Genomic DNA, 17,551 nt, shown 5'->3' on the forward strand with positions numbered 1-17,551 from the left:
AATTAAAGCCTATGCTGAAAAAGGTGATAGTACACCTCATTCGCATTCAGCTGATCCTTAAATGAGCGAACCCTGGTCTCTTCATCGATTACCAGTAGCTCTATGCCTGCCATATCGGCAAAGTCTTCCAGGTATTCTGTGGTAAGGGCCTGCGTGTACACGGTGTGGTGTGCACCGCCTGCCAGAATCCAGGCCGTGGCAGCGACCTCCAGGTTTGGCTTGGCATCCCACAGTACTCTGGCGACCGGCAAATTAGGCAAATCTTCCTGAGGCAGGGAGCTTTCCACTTCATTGACAATAAGACGGAAGCGGGTCCCCATGTCTACCAAAGAGGCATTGAGGGCCGGGCCGGGCTTGCCATCAAAAACCAAACGTACCGGATCCTCCTTGCCACCGATGCCCAGCGGGTGTACCTCACAGGAAGGCTGCTCATTGGCAATTGAGGGGCAAATTTCCAGCATGTGGGAACCAAGAACGTAAGACCGCTCCGGCGTAAAGTGGTAAGTATAATCCTCCATGAAGGAAGTACCGCCCTCCAGCCCCTGCGCCATCACTTTCATACTGCGCAGCAGGGCAGCCGTTTTCCAGTCGCCTTCCGCACCGAAGCCATAACCATCAGCCATCAGCCGCTGCGCAGCAATGCCAGGCAACTGCTTCAGCCCATCCAGGTTCTCAAAGGTGTCGGTGAAAGCACCAAAGCCCCCTGCTTCCAGGAAGGCGCGCATGCCAATCTCAATACGTGCAGCTTCTTCCAGGGAATGCCGGCTGTCTCCGCCCTTTTGCAGCGCTTTCGTGAGGCGGTATTCACTTTCGTAAACCTCCAGCAGGTCATTCAGCTGCTTGTCAGACACTGTTTTGATGTAAGCATTGACATCAGAAGTATCATAGCCGTTAACGGAGAAACCAAAACGCAGCTGTGCGTCTACTTTGTCGCCCTCTGTGACGGCTACTTCCCGCATATTGTCACCAATGCGGGCGACCTTAAGCTGTTGCAGCTCATGCCAACCTAAAGCCACCCGGCTCCAAACCCGTAGTTTTTGCTGTACGGATGCGGAGGACCAGTGCCCAACCACAATTTTTCTTTTTTTGCGCATCCTGGACATGATATACCCAAACTCCCGGTCTCCGTGCGCCGCCTGATTGAGGTTCATGAAATCCATATCAATACTTTGCCATGGAATGGCCGCATTGAACTGCGTATGCAGATGGCAAAGCGGTTTTTGCAGTTGCTGCAGACCCCGTATCCACATTTTTGCGGGGGAGAAGGTGTGCATCCATGCAATGATACCGATGCAGTTGTTATCATTGTTTGCGGCCAGGCAAAGTTGCTGAATACTGTCGGGCGTAGTGACGACCTCCTTCTTAATCAGGTGCACAGGGATCGCATCCGCCGCGTTCAATCCCTTAACAATACCAGCAGCATTCGCAGCTACCTGTTCCAGGGTTTCCGGACCATACAGATGCTGGCTGCCGGTTACAAACCAAATTACTTTACTTTCCATTTTGCTCATTCGTTCAGCGTTATTTTACTGCCCGTAGTAGGCATTGGCGCCATGCTTGCGCTCGTAATGTTTTCTAATTAGTGAATCCTTCAGGCGCGGGGCCTGAGGGTTGATCTGCAGAGTGAGGTAAGCCATCTCAGCAACGGCTTCCAGCACCTTGCTGTGGTAAACGGCTTTGGCTGCGGTCTTGCCCCAGGCGAAGGGACCATGATTGCCCACCAGCACCATAGGGACTTCCTCATGGGAAAGCCTACGCTCCTGAAAGCAATCCTGAATCTGAATCCCGGTATTGTGCTCGTAGTTGCCTTCGATCAGCTCATCCCGCATCGGAGGCGCGCAGGGGATGTCGGCTGTCAGATGGTCCGCATGTGTGGTCCCAAAAATGGGGATATCCCGCTGCGCCTGTGCCCATGCGACCGAGTAGGTGGCGTGAGTGTGTGCTATACCGCCTATGTTTTCCCATTGCGTGTACAGGTACGCATGGGTTTGGGTATCGGAAGACGGTCGCAGGCTGCCTTCCACAATCTGATTGTCAAAGTCCACCATCACGATGTCTTCCGGGCGTAGCGTCTCGTAGGGTACCCCGCTGGGCTTAATGGCAAACAGACCGTGCTGCCGGTCTACCGCGCTCACATTCCCAAAGGTGTAAATGACCAGCCCCAGTGCATTGAGCTCCATGTTGGCCTCGTAGCATTCCCGCTTTAGTTCTGTGTATTTGCTCATGCTAATGTCATCTTGTTTTTATGGGTAATCTGCTCCACGAAGCCGCTGAGGGCATCATAGCGCTCCATCAATGGCTTAAAGACTGCAACCTTATCTGCCTGTGGATAATATTCGGCTTCAAAGCTGCTGCCCAGGTTCTTGCTGGCTGTAATAATATCAGGGTACAGCCCGGCAGCCACAGCGGCATAGATGGCGGCGCCCAGAGCCGGTGCATAGTCGGAGGAGGCGACCACGATGGGCCGGTTGAGTACATTGGCCAGCGTTTGCATGATAAAGGGCGATTTGCGGGCCACCCCGCCGATACCGATTACTTTTCGAATCTCCACGCCCTCTTCTTCAAAACGCTCTACAATTTTCTTAGCGCCAAAGCAGATGGCATGCACCAGTGCTTTGAAAATATGAGGTGCTTTGGTGCCCAGCGACAGGTGAGTAATCGCACTCTTTAGCGACTGATCGGCATCCGGTGTACGGCGGCCATTGATCCAGTCCAGAGCGGTGGGCAGGCTTTCGGACAACGGAATGGCTTCCGCCTGCTTGGTCAGGGTGCCCATGAACTGCTTTTCGATTTCTTCTGCCAGTTGCTGTTTTTGTTCAGCGGTGATCACGCCTGAGTTCATGACCAACTCTTCAACAGGCCACATCAGTACTTCCCTGAACCAGGCCAGGACATCTCCGAAAGCAGACTGTCCTGCTTCGAGCCCAATCATTCCGGGGATGACCGAGCCATCTACCTGGCCACAGATGCCCTTCACGGTCTTGTCGCCTACTACATTATGGTTGGCTACCATAATATCACAGGTGGAGGTACCCATGACCCGCACCAGGCTGAACTCGTCAATCTGAGCTCCAACGGCACCGGCGTGGGCATCAAAGGTGCCTACCGCGATAACCGTTTCGGTGGTCAGCCCAAGTTTCTTGGCCCATTCGGCACTCAGCTGGCCCGCCACTACATCTGAAGTGTAGGTGTTCTTGTACAAACGGGCGCGCAGCTCTGCCAGATAGGGGTCCAGCTGCTCCAAAAACTCTACAGGGGGCAGTCCGCCCCAGTCCTCATGCCACATGGCTTTGTGCCCGGCAGCGCAGCGGCTGCGCTTGAGTTGCCTGAGGTCTTTATTCCCGATCAGAATATTGGTCATCAGGTCGCAATGCTCCAGCCAGGAGTGGGCAGCGGCCCGAACGGCCTGATCTTCCCGTACCACATGCAGGATTTTAGCCCAGAACCACTCCGAGGAGTAAATACCTCCTTCGTATTTGGTGAAGTCTTCTCCACCCCAATTGGCGGCCAGATCGTTAATTTCGTCGGCTTCCCTAATGGCTGTGTGGTCTTTCCACAGTACCATCATGGCGTTTGGGTTTTCTTCAAAACCAGGCACCATGGCCAGAGGGGTTCCATCTTCCGTGACCGGCACGGGGGAAGAACCGGTGGTGTCAATACAAATGCCTTTGACTGCTGAAGCCTTTATGCCAGATTGCTGCATCACGCCCTTGATGGTTTTCTCCAGGCCTTCGATGTGGTCAAGCGGGTGCTGACGGAATTGATTTTGGGATGGCTCGCAGTATTTCTTTTCCAGCCAGCGCTGATACCAGTGCACGCTGGAGGCAATTTCGTTCCCGTATTCGGCATCAATGAGGACCGCCCGGACACTGTCCGAACCATAGTCCAATCCTATGACATAACTCTTCATGCTATTTGATTTTTACTTTGTAGACCACCAGTGCTTCTGAAGGCACAGATGTGCGCAGGCGGCCTTTCGATAAGGAGATTTCTGCTGCCGCCGGGCTGATCCCCTTCGGAGATTCAAAGGAATTGACGGCTTCCGGGTCGTCGCTGCGCAAGGTGTAGCTCATAGCTTTACTGGCTACTTTTGCCCCTTCGAAATCCAGGTCGATCTCCTGTGCCGATTTTGAGGTATTCACTACTTTAATAATCAGCTCATTGGTATTCGCATCTTTCACGGCGGAAGCATAAAGATCGGATTGTCCTGTCAATGGACTGTCCTCCTCTGTGATGCTAATCAGATCTGTGCCCCGGTTATTGGAAAACAGTTTCTGTACGTAATAATTGGCGGTGCCGTAGGACTCCAGGTTGTTGAACCAAATCAGGTCTGGTGTCCATTGCCAGCCCTCGGCATGGGCCATCAATGGGGCGTAGGAGGTCATGACCACCACATCGGCGTTGCGCTCCAGGCCGGTCATGAAAGCAGCCTCAGACAGGGCGCAGCTCCAGTTATTCCGGTTATCCGGGCTGGCGATGGCTACACTTTGGGCGGCGTACTCTCCTGCAAAGATTTTAGGCCCGTTGCGGTCATAGCTATCGTAGCGGTCGGCATTTTCCCGGAACCAGTTGGGCGGGCGGTAGTAATGCTCATCCACGATTTCGGAATTCAGCTCCGAGAGTTGCTCCATACCGTACTCAAAGTGCTCTCCGTCCGGAAAAGGGCCACTACCGGAAATGATGATGATCTCCGGGTACTTAGCCTTGATGGCTTTTTCAAAAACCTTGAAACGCTTAATGTATTCAGGGCCCCACTGCTCATTGCCAATCCCGATGTACTTCATATTGAAAGGCTCCGGGTGCCCCATATCGCTTCTGAGCTTTCCCCAGTATGTGGATACATCGCCGTTGGCAAACTCGATCAGGTCCAGGGCATCCTGTATGTAGGGGTCCAGCTGATCCATGGGCACCAGCTCGGCGGTATTGAACTGGCAAGCCATCCCACAACTCAGGATCGGCATGGGCGCTGCGCCCATATCTTCCGCCAGCTGAAAGTATTCAAAGAAGCCCAGCCCAAAACTTTGGAAGTAGTCCGGTGTGGGGCGGTGGGCAAACTCGGTATTCCAGCGGTTGACCAGGATTTCCCGGTCTTCAATGGGGCCTACCGTTTTTTTCCACTGATAACGGCGGGCCAGGGTCCGGCCTTCCACAATGCAGCCGCCGGGAAAGCGCAGGAAGCCGGGGTCGAGGTCATTCAGGAGCTGCACCAGGTCCTTGCGCAAGCCTTTTTCCCTGCCCATCCAGGTGTCTTTAGGGAAAAGGGACACCATGTCGAGGTTGACGATGCCGGCTCCTTTGAATGTGAGCTTAAGCTTCGCCTTTTCAGAGGTGGCTTTGGCTTTGATGGAGGCCTCATACACCTTCCAGTCGGTTCCGGACAGGTCCACCGTAGTGCTGCCGATGGCTTTACCGCTTTCGTCAATGAGTGTGAAGACCACCTGGGAGACCTCTCCTTCGCCCTTGGCTCCTTCAAAGGACAGCAGGTACTCCGCTCCGGACTCAACACCCATGCCCCGGAAACCTTCGTTGATCAGCTCATAACCTTCAGGCTTGTTGACCAGCACCTGAATATAGGTCTGATCAGCCGGGGATTCTTTCGACTTGATAGCTGTCGCGAATCCCGATTCCAGGTTCATGGAGTGGCGGTCGCTGTTGGGCTGCTGCCATCCCATCATAGGGTCCACAAATTCAAAGCCACGGTTTTTCACCATTTCGGCGTACAAACCGCCGTCCGCTGCGAAGTTGATGTCCTCAAAGAAGATGCCGTACATGGTAGGCTGTATGGGCGCTATCGACTCCGAAGCGTCTACTGTGAGGGCCCGGGTCTGCGCGATAGCCTGCTGAATAGTGATACCCAGCAGCATCAGCAATTGAAATCCAATTTGTCGCATTAATCTTTTGTTCATCTTATTTCCGGTTTAGGCAGCCATACCTTCATTTTGCCAATGCCCCGGTTGGACCAGGCGTAGTAAGGTATAGCGGTTAGTTGGTTGTTGGTTATGGTATTGACGCCCCCCAGCAACTCAGGCTGCCAGCGCACTTCGAAGGTGTCGTCAGGGGCAATGCTTAGGTTTTCAAAATCATTAGGGTTATCGAAAGACTCTACGGCATAGACAATAGGGCCGTACTCCAGCGCCAGCTTGCCGAGGCTGGCTTCCACTTGTTCATCGGCCCGTACTTTGCGGACCACCATGGGGAACTCCAGCTCCAGGGCAGCGCCCTTGCTCCAGTCCCGCGTCAGTGCAAAGTAGCCGTCTGCAAGGTCTGCTTCGACAGGCTGCCCGTTGACCCGCAATGTGGGCGTGGCACGCTGGTTTTGCTGGTACTGATACAGCCCGCCCGGAGCGACTTCATTTCTTGCCCAGGAGGGAATGCGCAGCTTCAGCGTTACCGGGTTGGGCGCTTCGGAGGAAACCGTCAGGCGTACTTTACCTGACCAGGGATAATTCGTCTCTTGCTTGATCTTTAAGTTATTGCTGGCGAACTCCACTGTAGCCTCGCTCCCTGCATAAAGATTCACCAGGAGGGTGTCTTCTGTCTTGGAATACAGCAGCCCCGCCACCGCAGGGATAAACCGGATCATATTCGTTGGGCAGCAGGAGCAATCGAACCAGCCCTGCCGGGTGCAGGCACCCCGGTTGAATTCGTACTCCCCATCTGCCTCCAGGGCATTGGGGTAAAAAAAGTGGGTGCCGTCCAGGGACAGCCCGGCGATGAGCCCGTTGTAGAGCGTGCGCTCAATGATATCGTAGTACTTCACGTCCCCGTGCTGCCGGTGCAGGCGGTGATTCCAGTAGACACTACCGATTGCAGCGCAGGTTTCGCTGTAGGCGGTCAGGTTGGGCAACTCGTAGTTGTCACCAAAAGACTCGCCATCGTGCCGGGCGCCGATGCCGCCGGTGAGGTACATTTTCTTACCCACCATATTCTCCCAGAGCTGCTGTACGGCCTGATCATAGGCGGAGTCGCGCATCAGCACCGCGATATCTGTCATGGCCGCGTACATGTACACTGCCCGGACGGCATGCCCCACCACTTCCTTCTGCTCCACTACAGGCAGATGGTCCTGAGCGTAAGGCCCGAAGAGCTCATGGTTGTCCGGATTGCCCCGGTTGTCGAGGAAGTATTTGGCGAGGTGGAGGTATTTTTCTTCTCCACTAGCCATATACAGTTTGATGAGCCCGGTTTCGATGATTTGATGCCCAGGCACGGTGCTAATCTGCCCTTCGCCATCCCCGAAGGTCTTTACCAAAAGGTCGGCGTTTTTCAGAGCGATATCCAGGAAGTTGGTTTTGCCAGTGGCGATGTAGTGCGTGTAAGCCGCTTCGTATAAATGCCCGGGATTGTACATTTCGTGGCTGGCTTCCAGTGATTCCCAGCGCTTGCCGTCTATCACCTTTACCCAGGGGGCCGGTGGTTTGGCCGGGTCAATGGTCCGCCAGGTGGTGAGGTAGCCATCTGCTTCCTGCCCCACGGCAATGATATCAATCAGGGTATCCAGGGTGCGCTCCAGTTCCGGGTTAGGTGCGCTGATCAGGGAATTAGAAGCGCCTTCTATGATTTTGTACAAATCCGTATCATCAAATGGCATGGCCCCGCGGGTGGCTCCTTCCAGCTTTCCGCCGGCAATCAGGAAGTTCTCCATGCGGCCTTCCTCTTCGCACTTGTCCAGGGCGTAGGCAATGGTATGCTCCTGTACCCGCTTGATGATGGGCAGCCAGAAGTCGTCCGTCATGCGTACATGCTGTATGTCTACCGGAGCAATCCGATAACCCGCGTATTTGGAAACTTCAGCTTCCACCTGTGTTTCCTGTGTGCTGCAACTGAATACAAAACAGGATAGGATAGCCAGATATAATGTGTGCTTCATTTTGCTTCTAATTCAGTCTTCTGACATAGGGCCAGCCATCATCTGACCATCGGATTTTCTTAACCATGAGCTTAGGACGGCCCTCGTCTTTGGCGTCATAAGCGTGCATGAACATGTAGTCTTCCTCCTTAAAATGGTAGACACTACAGTGCCCTGCGCCGTACCAGTTTTCATTGCCTTCCACCACCAGGCTGCCCCCACCGTGGAAGAGGTTTTTGCCCTCCCGGTCGAAGTAGGGGCCTTCTACGTTTTTGGAGCGGCCCACAACCACCTTGTAGGTACTGTTGGCGCCACGGCAGCACAGGTCCCAGGAAAGGAACTGATAGTACCAGCCGTCTTTCTTGAAGATAAATGGCGCTTCCAGAGCGGCGTCACCCGGGTTTTTGTCACTCAGCTCAAAGCTGCGCTCCCGGCGGGCGATGGTATGCCATTCCTGTGGTTCGGCGATTTCGAGCAGGGAAGGGGCCATCCTGACCAGTTTCAGCCCGTCCCAGAAGGAGCCAAAGGACATCCACGGCACGCCTTCGTCATCAAAGACGATGTTTGGGTCGATAGCATTCCAGAGGTCCCGGTTGGGATGGGACTGTATGATGATGCCGTGGTCGGTCCAGCCATAGCCTTCGTCTTCCGGGTCCAGTGACTTTGTAGTCGCCACGCCAATGGCGGAGGTATTTTTGGCGAAAGCCGAAACCGAGTAGTAGATGTAGTACTGCCCGTTGTGGAAAAGGATGTCAGGCGCCCAAATGTGATTGCGGAACTCCGGAACCACTTCGTCCGTCCAGGCTGGCTTTTCCGGGAATACCGGATCTGCTTCTTCCCAGTTTTCCAAATCGGTGGAGGTAAAATGGGCAATGCCCATGCCTGTACAAAAAAGGTGATAGACCCCATTGGCTTCGATTACCACCGGGTCATGCACCCGGATGTCAATAGCCTGAGCCATGCTTAGGGAGGGCAACAGCCCAATCATCAATATTGCTATGCTATAGGTTAAATGCTTCATTTTTGAATGCCTTCTGATGTCATAATAATGCGCTTCATCGTGCCGTCTTCGTTGTAGTACAGGCGGTCAATACAGACCGAACGGCGGAAACTGCCGCCCATAGGCTGGATGCCGCCGGTATGGTAGATGTAGTAAGGCACCCCCTTGTACTCGATAATGGCCTGATGGTTGGTGTTGCAGTTGCCGGCCAGTTCATTCAGAATACCCTTGTACTCCCAGGGGCCTTCGATGGATTTGGACATGGCGTAAGCCGTCTTTTCCGGGAACTGATAGGCGTAGGAAAGGTAATACCAGTCTCCCCGCTTGTGAATCCAGGGCGCTTCCGTGAAGTGGGGCAAGCCTTCCACTACTTTGATCTGACCATCCAGCTCGATCATGTTTTCCTTTAGCTTCGCGTAGTAGCAGACGGTATTGCCCCAGAAGAGGTAGGCCTGGCCATCATCATCAATAAAAACAGTAGGATCGATGTCATCCCAGCCAATATCCGTTGCTTTGGTCATATCATTGGTGACCAAGGCATTACCAAGGGCATCTTTAAAGGGTCCAACCGGGCTGTCTGCTACCGCTACGCCAATGGCTTTGCCCGGAATGGTAGCATGCTCAACCGTAACGTACCAGTAAAACCTGCCCTCCTTTTCGATGACTTCCGCTGCCCAGGCATCACTTTTTGCCCAAGAGAAATCAGCGACTTTAAGCGGCACAGGGTGCTCCTCCCAATCGACCATATTGGTGGAAGAGAAGACCAGCCATTCGTTCATTTTGTAGAAGTGGTAGTCTTGTTCGGCTTCATCGTGACCGGTGTACAGGTATACCGTATCGTTATGCACGATGGCTGCCGGGTCTGCGGTGAATTTGTGCGTAATCACCGGGTTGTTCATCTTAAGCGGAGAGGTGGCTTCGCCCGGCCCCTGGGCATGTAGGGCACTATGGGCTAGGCACACCAGCCCCAGCTTAATTGCAAGATGATACAGGGAATGTATTTTCATTTGCGCTTTGCTTTTTGCTTTACCGAATTCTTTCCACCCCTTCATCCGTTTGGACGATGGGCGCTATGGTCCCGTTGTCCCGGTAGAACAGGCTGTCTATGCAGACCGAACGCCGGTAGTCTCCACCAGAAGGCAAGCTGCCATTGTGATAGATGAAGTAAGACTGGCCTTCGTACTCGATAATGGTCTGATGGTTCGTGGAGCTGTTCTCCACATAATCGTTAATGATGCCCTGGTATTTCCAGGTGCCAGTAAGGCTATCCGCTGTTGCGTAGGCAATTCTTTCCGGCCACTCTGCAGCATAGGTCAAATAATACTGATCGTCTTTTTTGTGAATGTGGGGCGCTTCCGTGAAATTGACCAGCCCTTCCACCTCGTGGATTTCACCGTCCAGCTCGATCATATTGTCTTTGAGCTTTGCATAGTAGCAAGCCGTATTGCCCCAGAAGATAAAAGCCTGCCCATCGTCATCGATGTACACGGCAGGGTCGATATCATCCCAGTAGCTGTCTATCGCTGTGGTCATATCGTTGGTAATCAAGGCATCCCCGCGTGCATCCGAAAAAGGCCCGGTCGGGCTATCTGATACCGCCACGCCAATGGCTTTGCCGGGGACCGTGCGGTGCTCTACTGATACGTACCAGTAAAACTTTCCGTCCCGCTCTACTGTATGAGCAGCCCAGGCATCCCGGAGTGCCCAGGAAAAATCGCTTACCGCGAGAGCCGGGCCATAGTCTGTCCAGTCCTCCAGATTGGTGGACGAAAAGACAAGCCAGTCCTTCATCAAATAGCCTTCGGTTCCAATTTCCTGCTCATCATGACCAGTATAGAGGTAGACGGTCCCGTCATGAACCATAGCAGCCGGGTCTGCGGTAAACTTATCTTTGATAATAGGATTGTGATGCACAATGGAGCTGACCGGTGACTCAATGACCGGTACCTCATCATCCTCTCGCTGACAGGCTAAAGCCAGCCCTACGATCAACAACGTCCAATACACTTCACTTAACTTCATCAATCTTTACTTTGCTGTGATTACAATAACTGAGAAAGGAGGAATCTCCAGGGAGAGGGTACCGCCCTTCAGCTGTATTTTCTTAAAACTTTCCGGATGTACCTTGTCGGGGTTATCGAAGGAGTTGTGGTCCTGCAACTTGTCAGCAGACAGGATTTCACCCAATACTTTGGACAGGTCAAGCCCGCTTACATCCAGCTGGATCTCATGCGCTTTTTCTGAATCGATATTGACCAGGGAGAAATGGGTATTTCCTGCTGCATCCCGGGAAGCGGAGGCGGAAATTGCGGGCAGGGATTTGTCCTCATGCGTATACTCCGGAGACTCGAAGGACAGCGGGATCAGCGTAGCATCCTGATGGACCTTGTACATCCGCATCACGTGATACGTTGGCGTAAGGATCATTTTTTCCTCATCGGTCAGAATGACCGCCTGTAGTACGTTCACGGCCTGTGCCAGATTAGCCATTTTGACCCGGTCGGCGTGGTTGTTGAAGATATTCAGCGTAGTACCTGCAATCATTGCATCGCGCATGGTATTCTGCTGATACAGGAAGCCAGGATTGGTGCCTGGCTCCGGGTCGTACCATCCACCCCATTCGTCCACAAACAAGGCCACTTTCTGCTCCGGATCGTGCTTGTCCATGATCGCGGTGTGCTTCTGAATGAGCTCTTCCATCAGCAGCGCCCGCTCCATTATGGTGAAGTACTGGCCTTCAGAAAACTCAGTGGAAGGCCCTTTGTTGCCCCAGTCAATGACCGAGTAATGGTGCAGCGCCATGGCTTCGATGAGGTTTTTGGGGATGTTCTTCATCAGCACCTCTGTCCAGTTGTAGTCGCTGCTGCTTGCGCCAGAAGCGACCCGCACCAGACCATCAGAATTGCGCCAGTCGGTTGTAAAAGTGGCGTAGCGCCGGTAGACATCCGAGTAGTATTCCGGTGTCATATTACCACCGCAGCCCCAGGCTTCGTTGCCAATCCCCCAGTAAGTCACTTTCCAGGGCTCCTCGCGGCCATACTCTTCTCTGAGTTCCGGCATGGGGCTTGTACCCGCCGGATGATTGGTGTACTTGATCCAGTCCGCCAGCTCCTGGGGGGTGCCGCTGCCAACGTTTGCCGACAGGTAAGGCTCTGTGCCCAGCAGCTCGCACATATTGAGGAACTCATGGGTGCCAAAGCTGTTGTCCTCCCGGACGTTCCCCCACCAGATGTTGAGGATGGATGGGCGCTCTTCCTTCGGGCCAATACCGTCCTTCCAGTGGTAAGTATCAGCAAAGCAACCGCCCGGCCAGCGCAGGTTCGGTATCGACAACTCCCTGAGCGCTTCTACCACGTCCATGCGGACCCCGGCGGTGTTCGGGATATCGCTATCTTCTCCTACGTAAAAGCCACCGTAGATACACCGGCCCAGATGCTCGGCAAAATGGCCATAGATATGCTTGCTAATCTGTGGTGCATCCTCCTGTGGTTCGACCTTAATGGCCACAGCCTGAGCGTTGCTGATATTCGCCATCAGCAAAAATCCTCCGACTGCAAGCGCAATGAATTTGCTCATCATGATTTTTCTTTTAAGGTAGTTATGTTGCTTATTGCAATTTTTTGCCCCAAACGGTAATATTCTGGTCATTCAGGCCCGTGAACAGCACGGTTTCCGGTACTTCATTTTCCCAGTCCCGGCCTCTTTCCACCCGCACCCTTGCTGTGGTGCCGTTGTCATAAGCCAGGTTTAGCCAGGGGCTGCTGTAAGACCAGGTGCCGCCGGTGCTTCCGCTTATCGTGCCGCCTTCCTCCAGTGTGATGGGTTCTGAATCGATATAATTCGGGGAAAGCTGTTCTTCCGCAAAGCCAGGCACGATTTGGTATTCGTACGTAATCTGATCCCAGTTGCCAATCAGCTCCGCCTCTTCCACTGCGGTTTCTTCTTCGGCAGCATAGCGCTGACAGCTTACAAGGGGCCAGCCATCTTCGGTCCAGAACAACTGCCGGACATGCATCACCATAAAGAATGGATTGACGCCCGGGCGCCCCTGATGCCCCATGTAAAAGCGGCCATCCTTCTCAAAAACACCGGGGTGGGATACGCCCTGCCAGCCGCTATGCCCTTCAAAACGGTAGGGGGCCAGGATCATGGGCTCATCGTCTGCCAGCTCGTTCATGTTTTTGCCTTCAATGTCGAAGAAGGGGCCCGTGGGGCTGTCCGACCTTCCCACGCGCACATTGTACTTGGTCTCCAGCCAGTCATAAGCAATGAACATGTAGTACTGGTCAAATTCCGGATTGTAGATGATTTCCGGGGCTTCGATATTTCCGTTGATGGTGTTGCCGGTAAAGCCGCGATGCGCTATGCGCACGCCTTTGTCATTTGGGTTCTGAGACAGCCCGGTTGTCGGGTTCAGTTGTACCCTGTAAATGGCATCCCAGGAAGAACCATAGTACATCCAGTGCTCTCCGTTGTCGGTGACGATGACCGTGGGGTCAATCGCATTAGTGTGGGTAGAGCCGTCATTCTGGGACGTGACCACCAACCCCTGCTCCACAAACGGCCCGCGGGGGTCGTCAGATGTCGCCAGCCCGATTGCGCTTAGGCGGGGGACGTTGGATGCCAGGGAGTAGTAAAGGCGATATTCACCGTTAACCTTCATAATGTAAGGTGCCCAAAGCCCGGGATTGGGTTCTCCTCCGTTTTGACGAATGTAATTGCCGCCCTGCGATGGGATGCCGGGGAAGGCCCAGCCTACAAACTCCCATTCCACAAGGTTGATGCTCCGTCTGATTTGTATACCGGCTCTGATTTCGTGCCCGAATGCCACATCGGTATTGTAGCAATACGTGAATTCATCATCCACGACGTAGGAAGGGTCATGCACGTTGTAGTGCCTCCACTGATCGGTCATTGCGGGCGTGGCGACACCGGCATACGTGTCGGAGAAGTTGGAAAAGTCTACCGGGCCATCATCAAGTGTGGTGGTATCTCCGGTATTGGTGGTTGGTTCCGGCTCAATAATGGGCGTAGGCATATCGTCATCTTTGCACCCCATAAGGGTCGAAAAGGCAACGACAGCCGCCAGAAATAAAATCTTGTTGTGGTTAAGCGATAGTCTCATAATGCTATAATTCGGCTTTTAATGCTAGAATATTCAAGGTACGGGTTGGATTTCCGTTGTTGTCGTAAAATACAGCTTCCTTAGCTTGCGGTGACAGGCGCAGGCTCCGGGTCGATTGTGAAAGGTAGCCACCACCAAAGTGGCATTCGATTTTCTGTTGCTGACCGCCCTCATAGGTTAACAGAGCGCTGACTTCTCCCGGCTCAAAGGCCAAAAGTTTCTGGCCGGATCGCGGCAATGCATATGCCCTCGCAGCACCGCCGTTGGTACTCACCAGCAGCGCCATTTCATCATTGGCTTTTCTGAGCGTTACTGCCGCGCGTTGATCTCCGCTAATTTGGAGGCCGGATGCTTCGCTGCTAAGCGGGTGGAACCTTAGCCCCCCTTCATTGCGCAGGACTAAGCCCATGAGCGCATCGTACCGCCCGGTTACGACTTCTGTGTTGTATTCATTGCCGGTCAAAATGATATCCGGGTCACCATCCAGATCCAGGTCCTCGCAGACAACCCCTTTAACAGGTGCGGCCTGCGCCAACTGTGGAAGCGGGTGCAGTTTAAACTGCCCGGTGCCGAGGTTTTCGAGTAAGACAGTAGCTTGTATATCGCATTGCAGGGTTTGCATCTCGCCTGTCTCCAGGATGTTGAGCATGTCTGAGGTAGTCGATTGGGCAAAGTCTTTGTACTGCAGCACTTTTTTCTTCAGTACGGGCATTTGTGCCGTCAGCAGGTCCAGAGAAGCCAACGGATAGTACGCGCCCTCTTCGTAAATGGAGAAGACCGGGTCGGTGGCCCCGTTTTGATCAAAATCAGCGTAGTGCAGCTTTAGCGGGTGCTCGGGTGTTGCTTTGAAGGGCGTGTTTTGTCCGATGTTGCCTGCCACATAGTCGGTATCGCCATCCATATCGAAATCGCCCGAGGTGATGCTGTTCCACATACCGGCAGACTGCGCCAGCCCGGCCTGATCTGTAATATCCGTAAGGCCAGCTCCGGTATTTTGATAAACGCTGATTTTCATGAGTTCTCCCACTACGATCAGGTCGGGTTGGTGGTCGTTATTGAAGTCGGTCCAGAGGGCAGCAGTGACCATCCCAGCTGTTTGCAGCGATGGGCAAATTTCCTTGGTTACCTCCGTAAAGGTGCCTCCGTTATTTTGAAGCAGATAGCTTTGCGGGGCCTTAGGGTATTGCCCCGGTACAACCCGCCCACCAACAAACAGGTCAATATCCCCATCGGCATCGAAATCACTCCCGGCAACGGCAGCCGTGCTGCTCAGCATCTCAGGCAGGCGGCCTGTACTCAGGGTAAAATGCCCAAGCCCGTCATTGAGATAAAGGCGGTCCTGGTAATGGATATGATGGGCATAACGCTCGGAACCACCAGACGCAGCGTAAAGATCTAAATCCTGATCTCCGTCGGCATCAAAAAGCAGTAGGCCAAGATCTTCGTAGTTCTTTGTGGGCAATGCAAGTGCCGTGAAACTGCCATCGGTGTTCTGTAGCATGACCTGCGCATCGTGCCCGTAGGCGCCCCCCATCACTACGTCGTCCAGCCCATCGCCATTGACATCCCCAACAGCCATGCCTGGCCCCTGATGGGTAAAGCCATGCTGCAATAAGGGCTGCACCTTGAAGTCATTGGCATAATCCGGTTCTTGATGATGCAGGGGTATTGCACCGCCTGCTTTCAGCAGAGGCGCTTTTCGGGAAGAGGAGGCTGTTACCACTTCTACCGCTGTCTGATATGGGGCCCGAATGCGTTGATTCGTAACCGTTGACAGGAGGGTGCTTTTTTTGCCATCTGGCCAGGCCACCGTCAGGCTGTCCACTTTCGTCAGCTGCCCCAGCCCAAAGTGCAGAACATCCGTCACCGTGCTTTGAAAGCCGCTTACCGGTTGCTGCAATCGGGTAAACACCTGTTCGCCCGCATAAACTTTTACCGTTGCGCCTATGCCTTTTTCGTTGCCTTCGGGCCCGGATAGCAGCACTTGCAGGTAGCGCCCGGCAGCGGTATCCCGCTCCATGAGTGTATTGCGACAGATAAAGGCGGGCTGGTCAATATTATTGATGATCAGGTCCAGGTCGCCATCCTGGTCCAGGTCTGCGTAGGCTGCGCCGTTGGAAATGGTGGGCGCTTCGAAGCCCCAGTCTTTTATTTTGTTGGCGAAGGTATGATCGCCATTATTTTTGTAGGCGTAGTTGGGCTGCGAGATGGCGGGTTGCTCTTCCAGGCTTTTCAATACCCGTTGTTCCACTTCATCCGGGCTGGAAAAGGGTGCCGCAGCGTTTTTCCTGAATTTCACAAAATCGAGGTCTGTGATGTCTTTGCCATAACCGTTGGTGATGAAGAGGTCCTGAAAGCCATCATTGTCCAAATCCGCGATCAGGGGTGACCAGCTCCAATCCGTGCGGTCTACGCCTGCCAATTGCCCGATCTCGGCATACTGTCCCTGCCCGTTGGACAGGTGGAGCATGTTGCGCATGTACTGATGCCCGTAGCCGTACTGCAGGGCACGCTGGAATTTATCGTACTGGCTGGGGCCAAACATTAACTTGCGGCGGTAATAGCTTTCGGGCAGCATATCTAGGGTAAACAGATCGGGATGGCCATCGTTATTGATGTCCCCTACGCTGTTGCCCATTGAAAAATGGCTGGTGTGGCCAAAGTAGGCCGCTGCGGCCTCGGTAAAAGTCCCGTCCTGATTATTGAGGTAAAGCAGATCGCGGGAGAGGTAGTCGTTCCCCACGTAAATATCCGGCCAGCCATCGGCATTCGCATCAAGTATACTCGCGCCCAGCCCGAAGCCTTCGATCGTGATGCCTGCCTCACGGGAGACATCGGTGTACACGGCATGCCCCAAAGCCGGATCAAAATCATTGCGGTACAGCCGGTCGGTATTGCGGCCCGAACCATTGGTCAGCATGGGCCGGATGGTCACGGCTGATTTCTCAAAGCCGCCACCGTTGAGCAAGTACACATCCAGGTCGCCATCGCGGTCGTAATCGAAAAAAACCGCTTGGTTGGACTGGCTGGGATCGGCAAGCCCATAAGCTTCAGCAGCTTCTAAAAAGGTATTGTCCCCCTGGTTGATGTACAACCGGTTGGGGTAAATGCTTTCATTGAGTGGCCCGCCCACACAAATGTACAGGTCATCCAGCCCATCGCTATTGATATCTACCACGGATACACCGGTGCACCAGAGCCCTTCTGTGTTTAGCCCTGAGGCATCGGTGAGGTCTTCAAATTCGAAGTTGCCTTTGTTGAGGTAGATCCGGCTTTTGACCTGATTGCCGGTGAAAACCAGGTCGGGCAGCCCGTTTTGGTCAAAGTCGCCAACCCCTACCCCACCTCCGTTGTAGAGGTATTCGAAGTCCATCAGGTTGAATGTGTCATCCGGCGCGATGGTATTTTCGAAATCGATGCCGGTCTGAGCAGCATCAAGCACCTGGAACAGTGCTCCGGTGCCCTGCTGACCGCTTTGGCAGCCGCACAAGCCCAGCAAAAGGGCAACGCCCCCCAGTATGTTGATCTTGTGAATGGACATCATTTTTCGTTCCAGATTGAGAAAAGTAAGGGCAGG

Annotated in this window: 11 protein-coding genes; all 11 read right to left on the reverse strand. The window is 53.7% G+C overall.

Going from position 1 to position 17,551, the window contains the following annotated elements; all coding sequences use genetic code 11:
- Window positions 1-2: 2 nt before the first annotated feature.
- From araA to IX84_RS03000, 11 genes are read right to left on the reverse strand one after another with little or no spacing between them, the layout of a single operon-like run.
- Window positions 3-1,511: an L-arabinose isomerase gene (gene araA / locus IX84_RS02950; protein WP_044216423.1), complete on the reverse strand. Its 1,509-nt coding sequence runs from the start codon at window positions 1,509-1,511 to the stop codon at window positions 3-5.
- A 15-nt stretch (window positions 1,512-1,526) separates the two neighbouring features.
- The gene (locus IX84_RS02955) at window positions 1,527-2,225 is read right to left on the reverse strand and encodes an L-ribulose-5-phosphate 4-epimerase (protein WP_044216425.1); all 699 of its coding nucleotides are present in this window, start codon (window positions 2,223-2,225) and stop codon (window positions 1,527-1,529) included.
- Window positions 2,222-3,910 carry a ribulokinase gene (locus tag IX84_RS02960; RefSeq protein WP_044216427.1) on the reverse strand — a complete coding sequence of 563 codons (1,689 nt, stop codon included), beginning with the start codon at window positions 3,908-3,910 and terminating at the stop codon, window positions 2,222-2,224. The genes IX84_RS02955 and IX84_RS02960 overlap by 4 nt, the downstream gene beginning before the upstream one ends.
- A 1-nt stretch (window position 3,911) precedes the next feature.
- Window positions 3,912-5,906 (reverse strand): alpha-L-arabinofuranosidase C-terminal domain-containing protein, encoded by a 1,995-nt coding sequence (locus IX84_RS02965; protein ID WP_081968582.1) that lies wholly within the window; start codon window positions 5,904-5,906, stop codon window positions 3,912-3,914.
- Window positions 5,903-7,870, reverse strand: coding sequence for a glycoside hydrolase family 127 protein (locus IX84_RS02970; RefSeq protein ID WP_044216431.1), 1,968 nt, complete (start codon window positions 7,868-7,870; stop codon window positions 5,903-5,905). The genes IX84_RS02965 and IX84_RS02970 overlap by 4 nt, the downstream gene beginning before the upstream one ends.
- Before the next feature lie 7 nt (window positions 7,871-7,877).
- Entirely contained in the window at window positions 7,878-8,870 is a 993-nt protein-coding gene (locus tag IX84_RS02975) for an arabinan endo-1,5-alpha-L-arabinosidase (RefSeq protein WP_044216433.1), read from the reverse strand.
- A complete protein-coding gene (locus tag IX84_RS02980) occupies window positions 8,867-9,856 on the reverse strand; it encodes a glycoside hydrolase family 43 protein (protein ID WP_081968595.1) in 990 nt (329 codons plus the stop codon). The genes IX84_RS02975 and IX84_RS02980 overlap by 4 nt, the downstream gene beginning before the upstream one ends.
- A 19-nt stretch (window positions 9,857-9,875) precedes the next feature.
- On the reverse strand, window positions 9,876-10,874 hold the full coding sequence (locus IX84_RS02985) for a glycoside hydrolase family 43 protein (RefSeq protein ID WP_394333417.1): 999 nt from the start codon (window positions 10,872-10,874) through the stop codon (window positions 9,876-9,878).
- Window positions 10,875-10,877: 3 nt separating this feature from the next.
- Window positions 10,878-12,425, reverse strand: coding sequence for an alpha-N-arabinofuranosidase (locus tag IX84_RS02990; RefSeq protein ID WP_394333418.1), 1,548 nt, complete (start codon window positions 12,423-12,425; stop codon window positions 10,878-10,880).
- A 31-nt stretch (window positions 12,426-12,456) separates the two neighbouring features.
- Window positions 12,457-13,974 (reverse strand): arabinan endo-1,5-alpha-L-arabinosidase, encoded by a 1,518-nt coding sequence (locus tag IX84_RS02995; RefSeq protein ID WP_052515718.1) that lies wholly within the window; start codon window positions 13,972-13,974, stop codon window positions 12,457-12,459.
- A 4-nt stretch (window positions 13,975-13,978) separates the two neighbouring features.
- Window positions 13,979-17,518, reverse strand: coding sequence for a VCBS repeat-containing protein (locus IX84_RS03000; protein ID WP_044216437.1), 3,540 nt, complete (start codon window positions 17,516-17,518; stop codon window positions 13,979-13,981).
- Between the last annotated feature and the right edge of the window lie 33 nt (window positions 17,519-17,551).

This window comes from Phaeodactylibacter xiamenensis (assembly GCF_000759025.1).
Lineage (GTDB): Bacteria > Bacteroidota > Bacteroidia > Chitinophagales > Saprospiraceae > Phaeodactylibacter > Phaeodactylibacter xiamenensis.

Coding starts and splice junctions, on each gene's coding strand:
- IX84_RS02990 (WP_394333418.1), bottom strand. CDS start 12,425: ATGAGCAAATTCATTGCGCTTGCAGTCGGAGGATTTTTGCTGATGGCG.
- IX84_RS02960 (WP_044216427.1), bottom strand. CDS start 3,910: ATGAAGAGTTATGTCATAGGATTGGACTATGGTTCGGACAGTGTCCGG.
- IX84_RS02980 (WP_081968595.1), bottom strand. CDS start 9,856: ATGAAAATACATTCCCTGTATCATCTTGCAATTAAGCTGGGGCTGGTG.
- araA (WP_044216423.1), bottom strand. CDS start 1,511: ATGAGCAAAATGGAAAGTAAAGTAATTTGGTTTGTAACCGGCAGCCAG.
- IX84_RS03000 (WP_044216437.1), bottom strand. CDS start 17,518: ATGATGTCCATTCACAAGATCAACATACTGGGGGGCGTTGCCCTTTTG.
- IX84_RS02970 (WP_044216431.1), bottom strand. CDS start 7,870: ATGAAGCACACATTATATCTGGCTATCCTATCCTGTTTTGTATTCAGT.
- IX84_RS02955 (WP_044216425.1), bottom strand. CDS start 2,225: ATGAGCAAATACACAGAACTAAAGCGGGAATGCTACGAGGCCAACATG.
- IX84_RS02975 (WP_044216433.1), bottom strand. CDS start 8,870: ATGAAGCATTTAACCTATAGCATAGCAATATTGATGATTGGGCTGTTG.
- IX84_RS02965 (WP_081968582.1), bottom strand. CDS start 5,906: ATGAACAAAAGATTAATGCGACAAATTGGATTTCAATTGCTGATGCTG.
- IX84_RS02995 (WP_052515718.1), bottom strand. CDS start 13,974: ATGAGACTATCGCTTAACCACAACAAGATTTTATTTCTGGCGGCTGTC.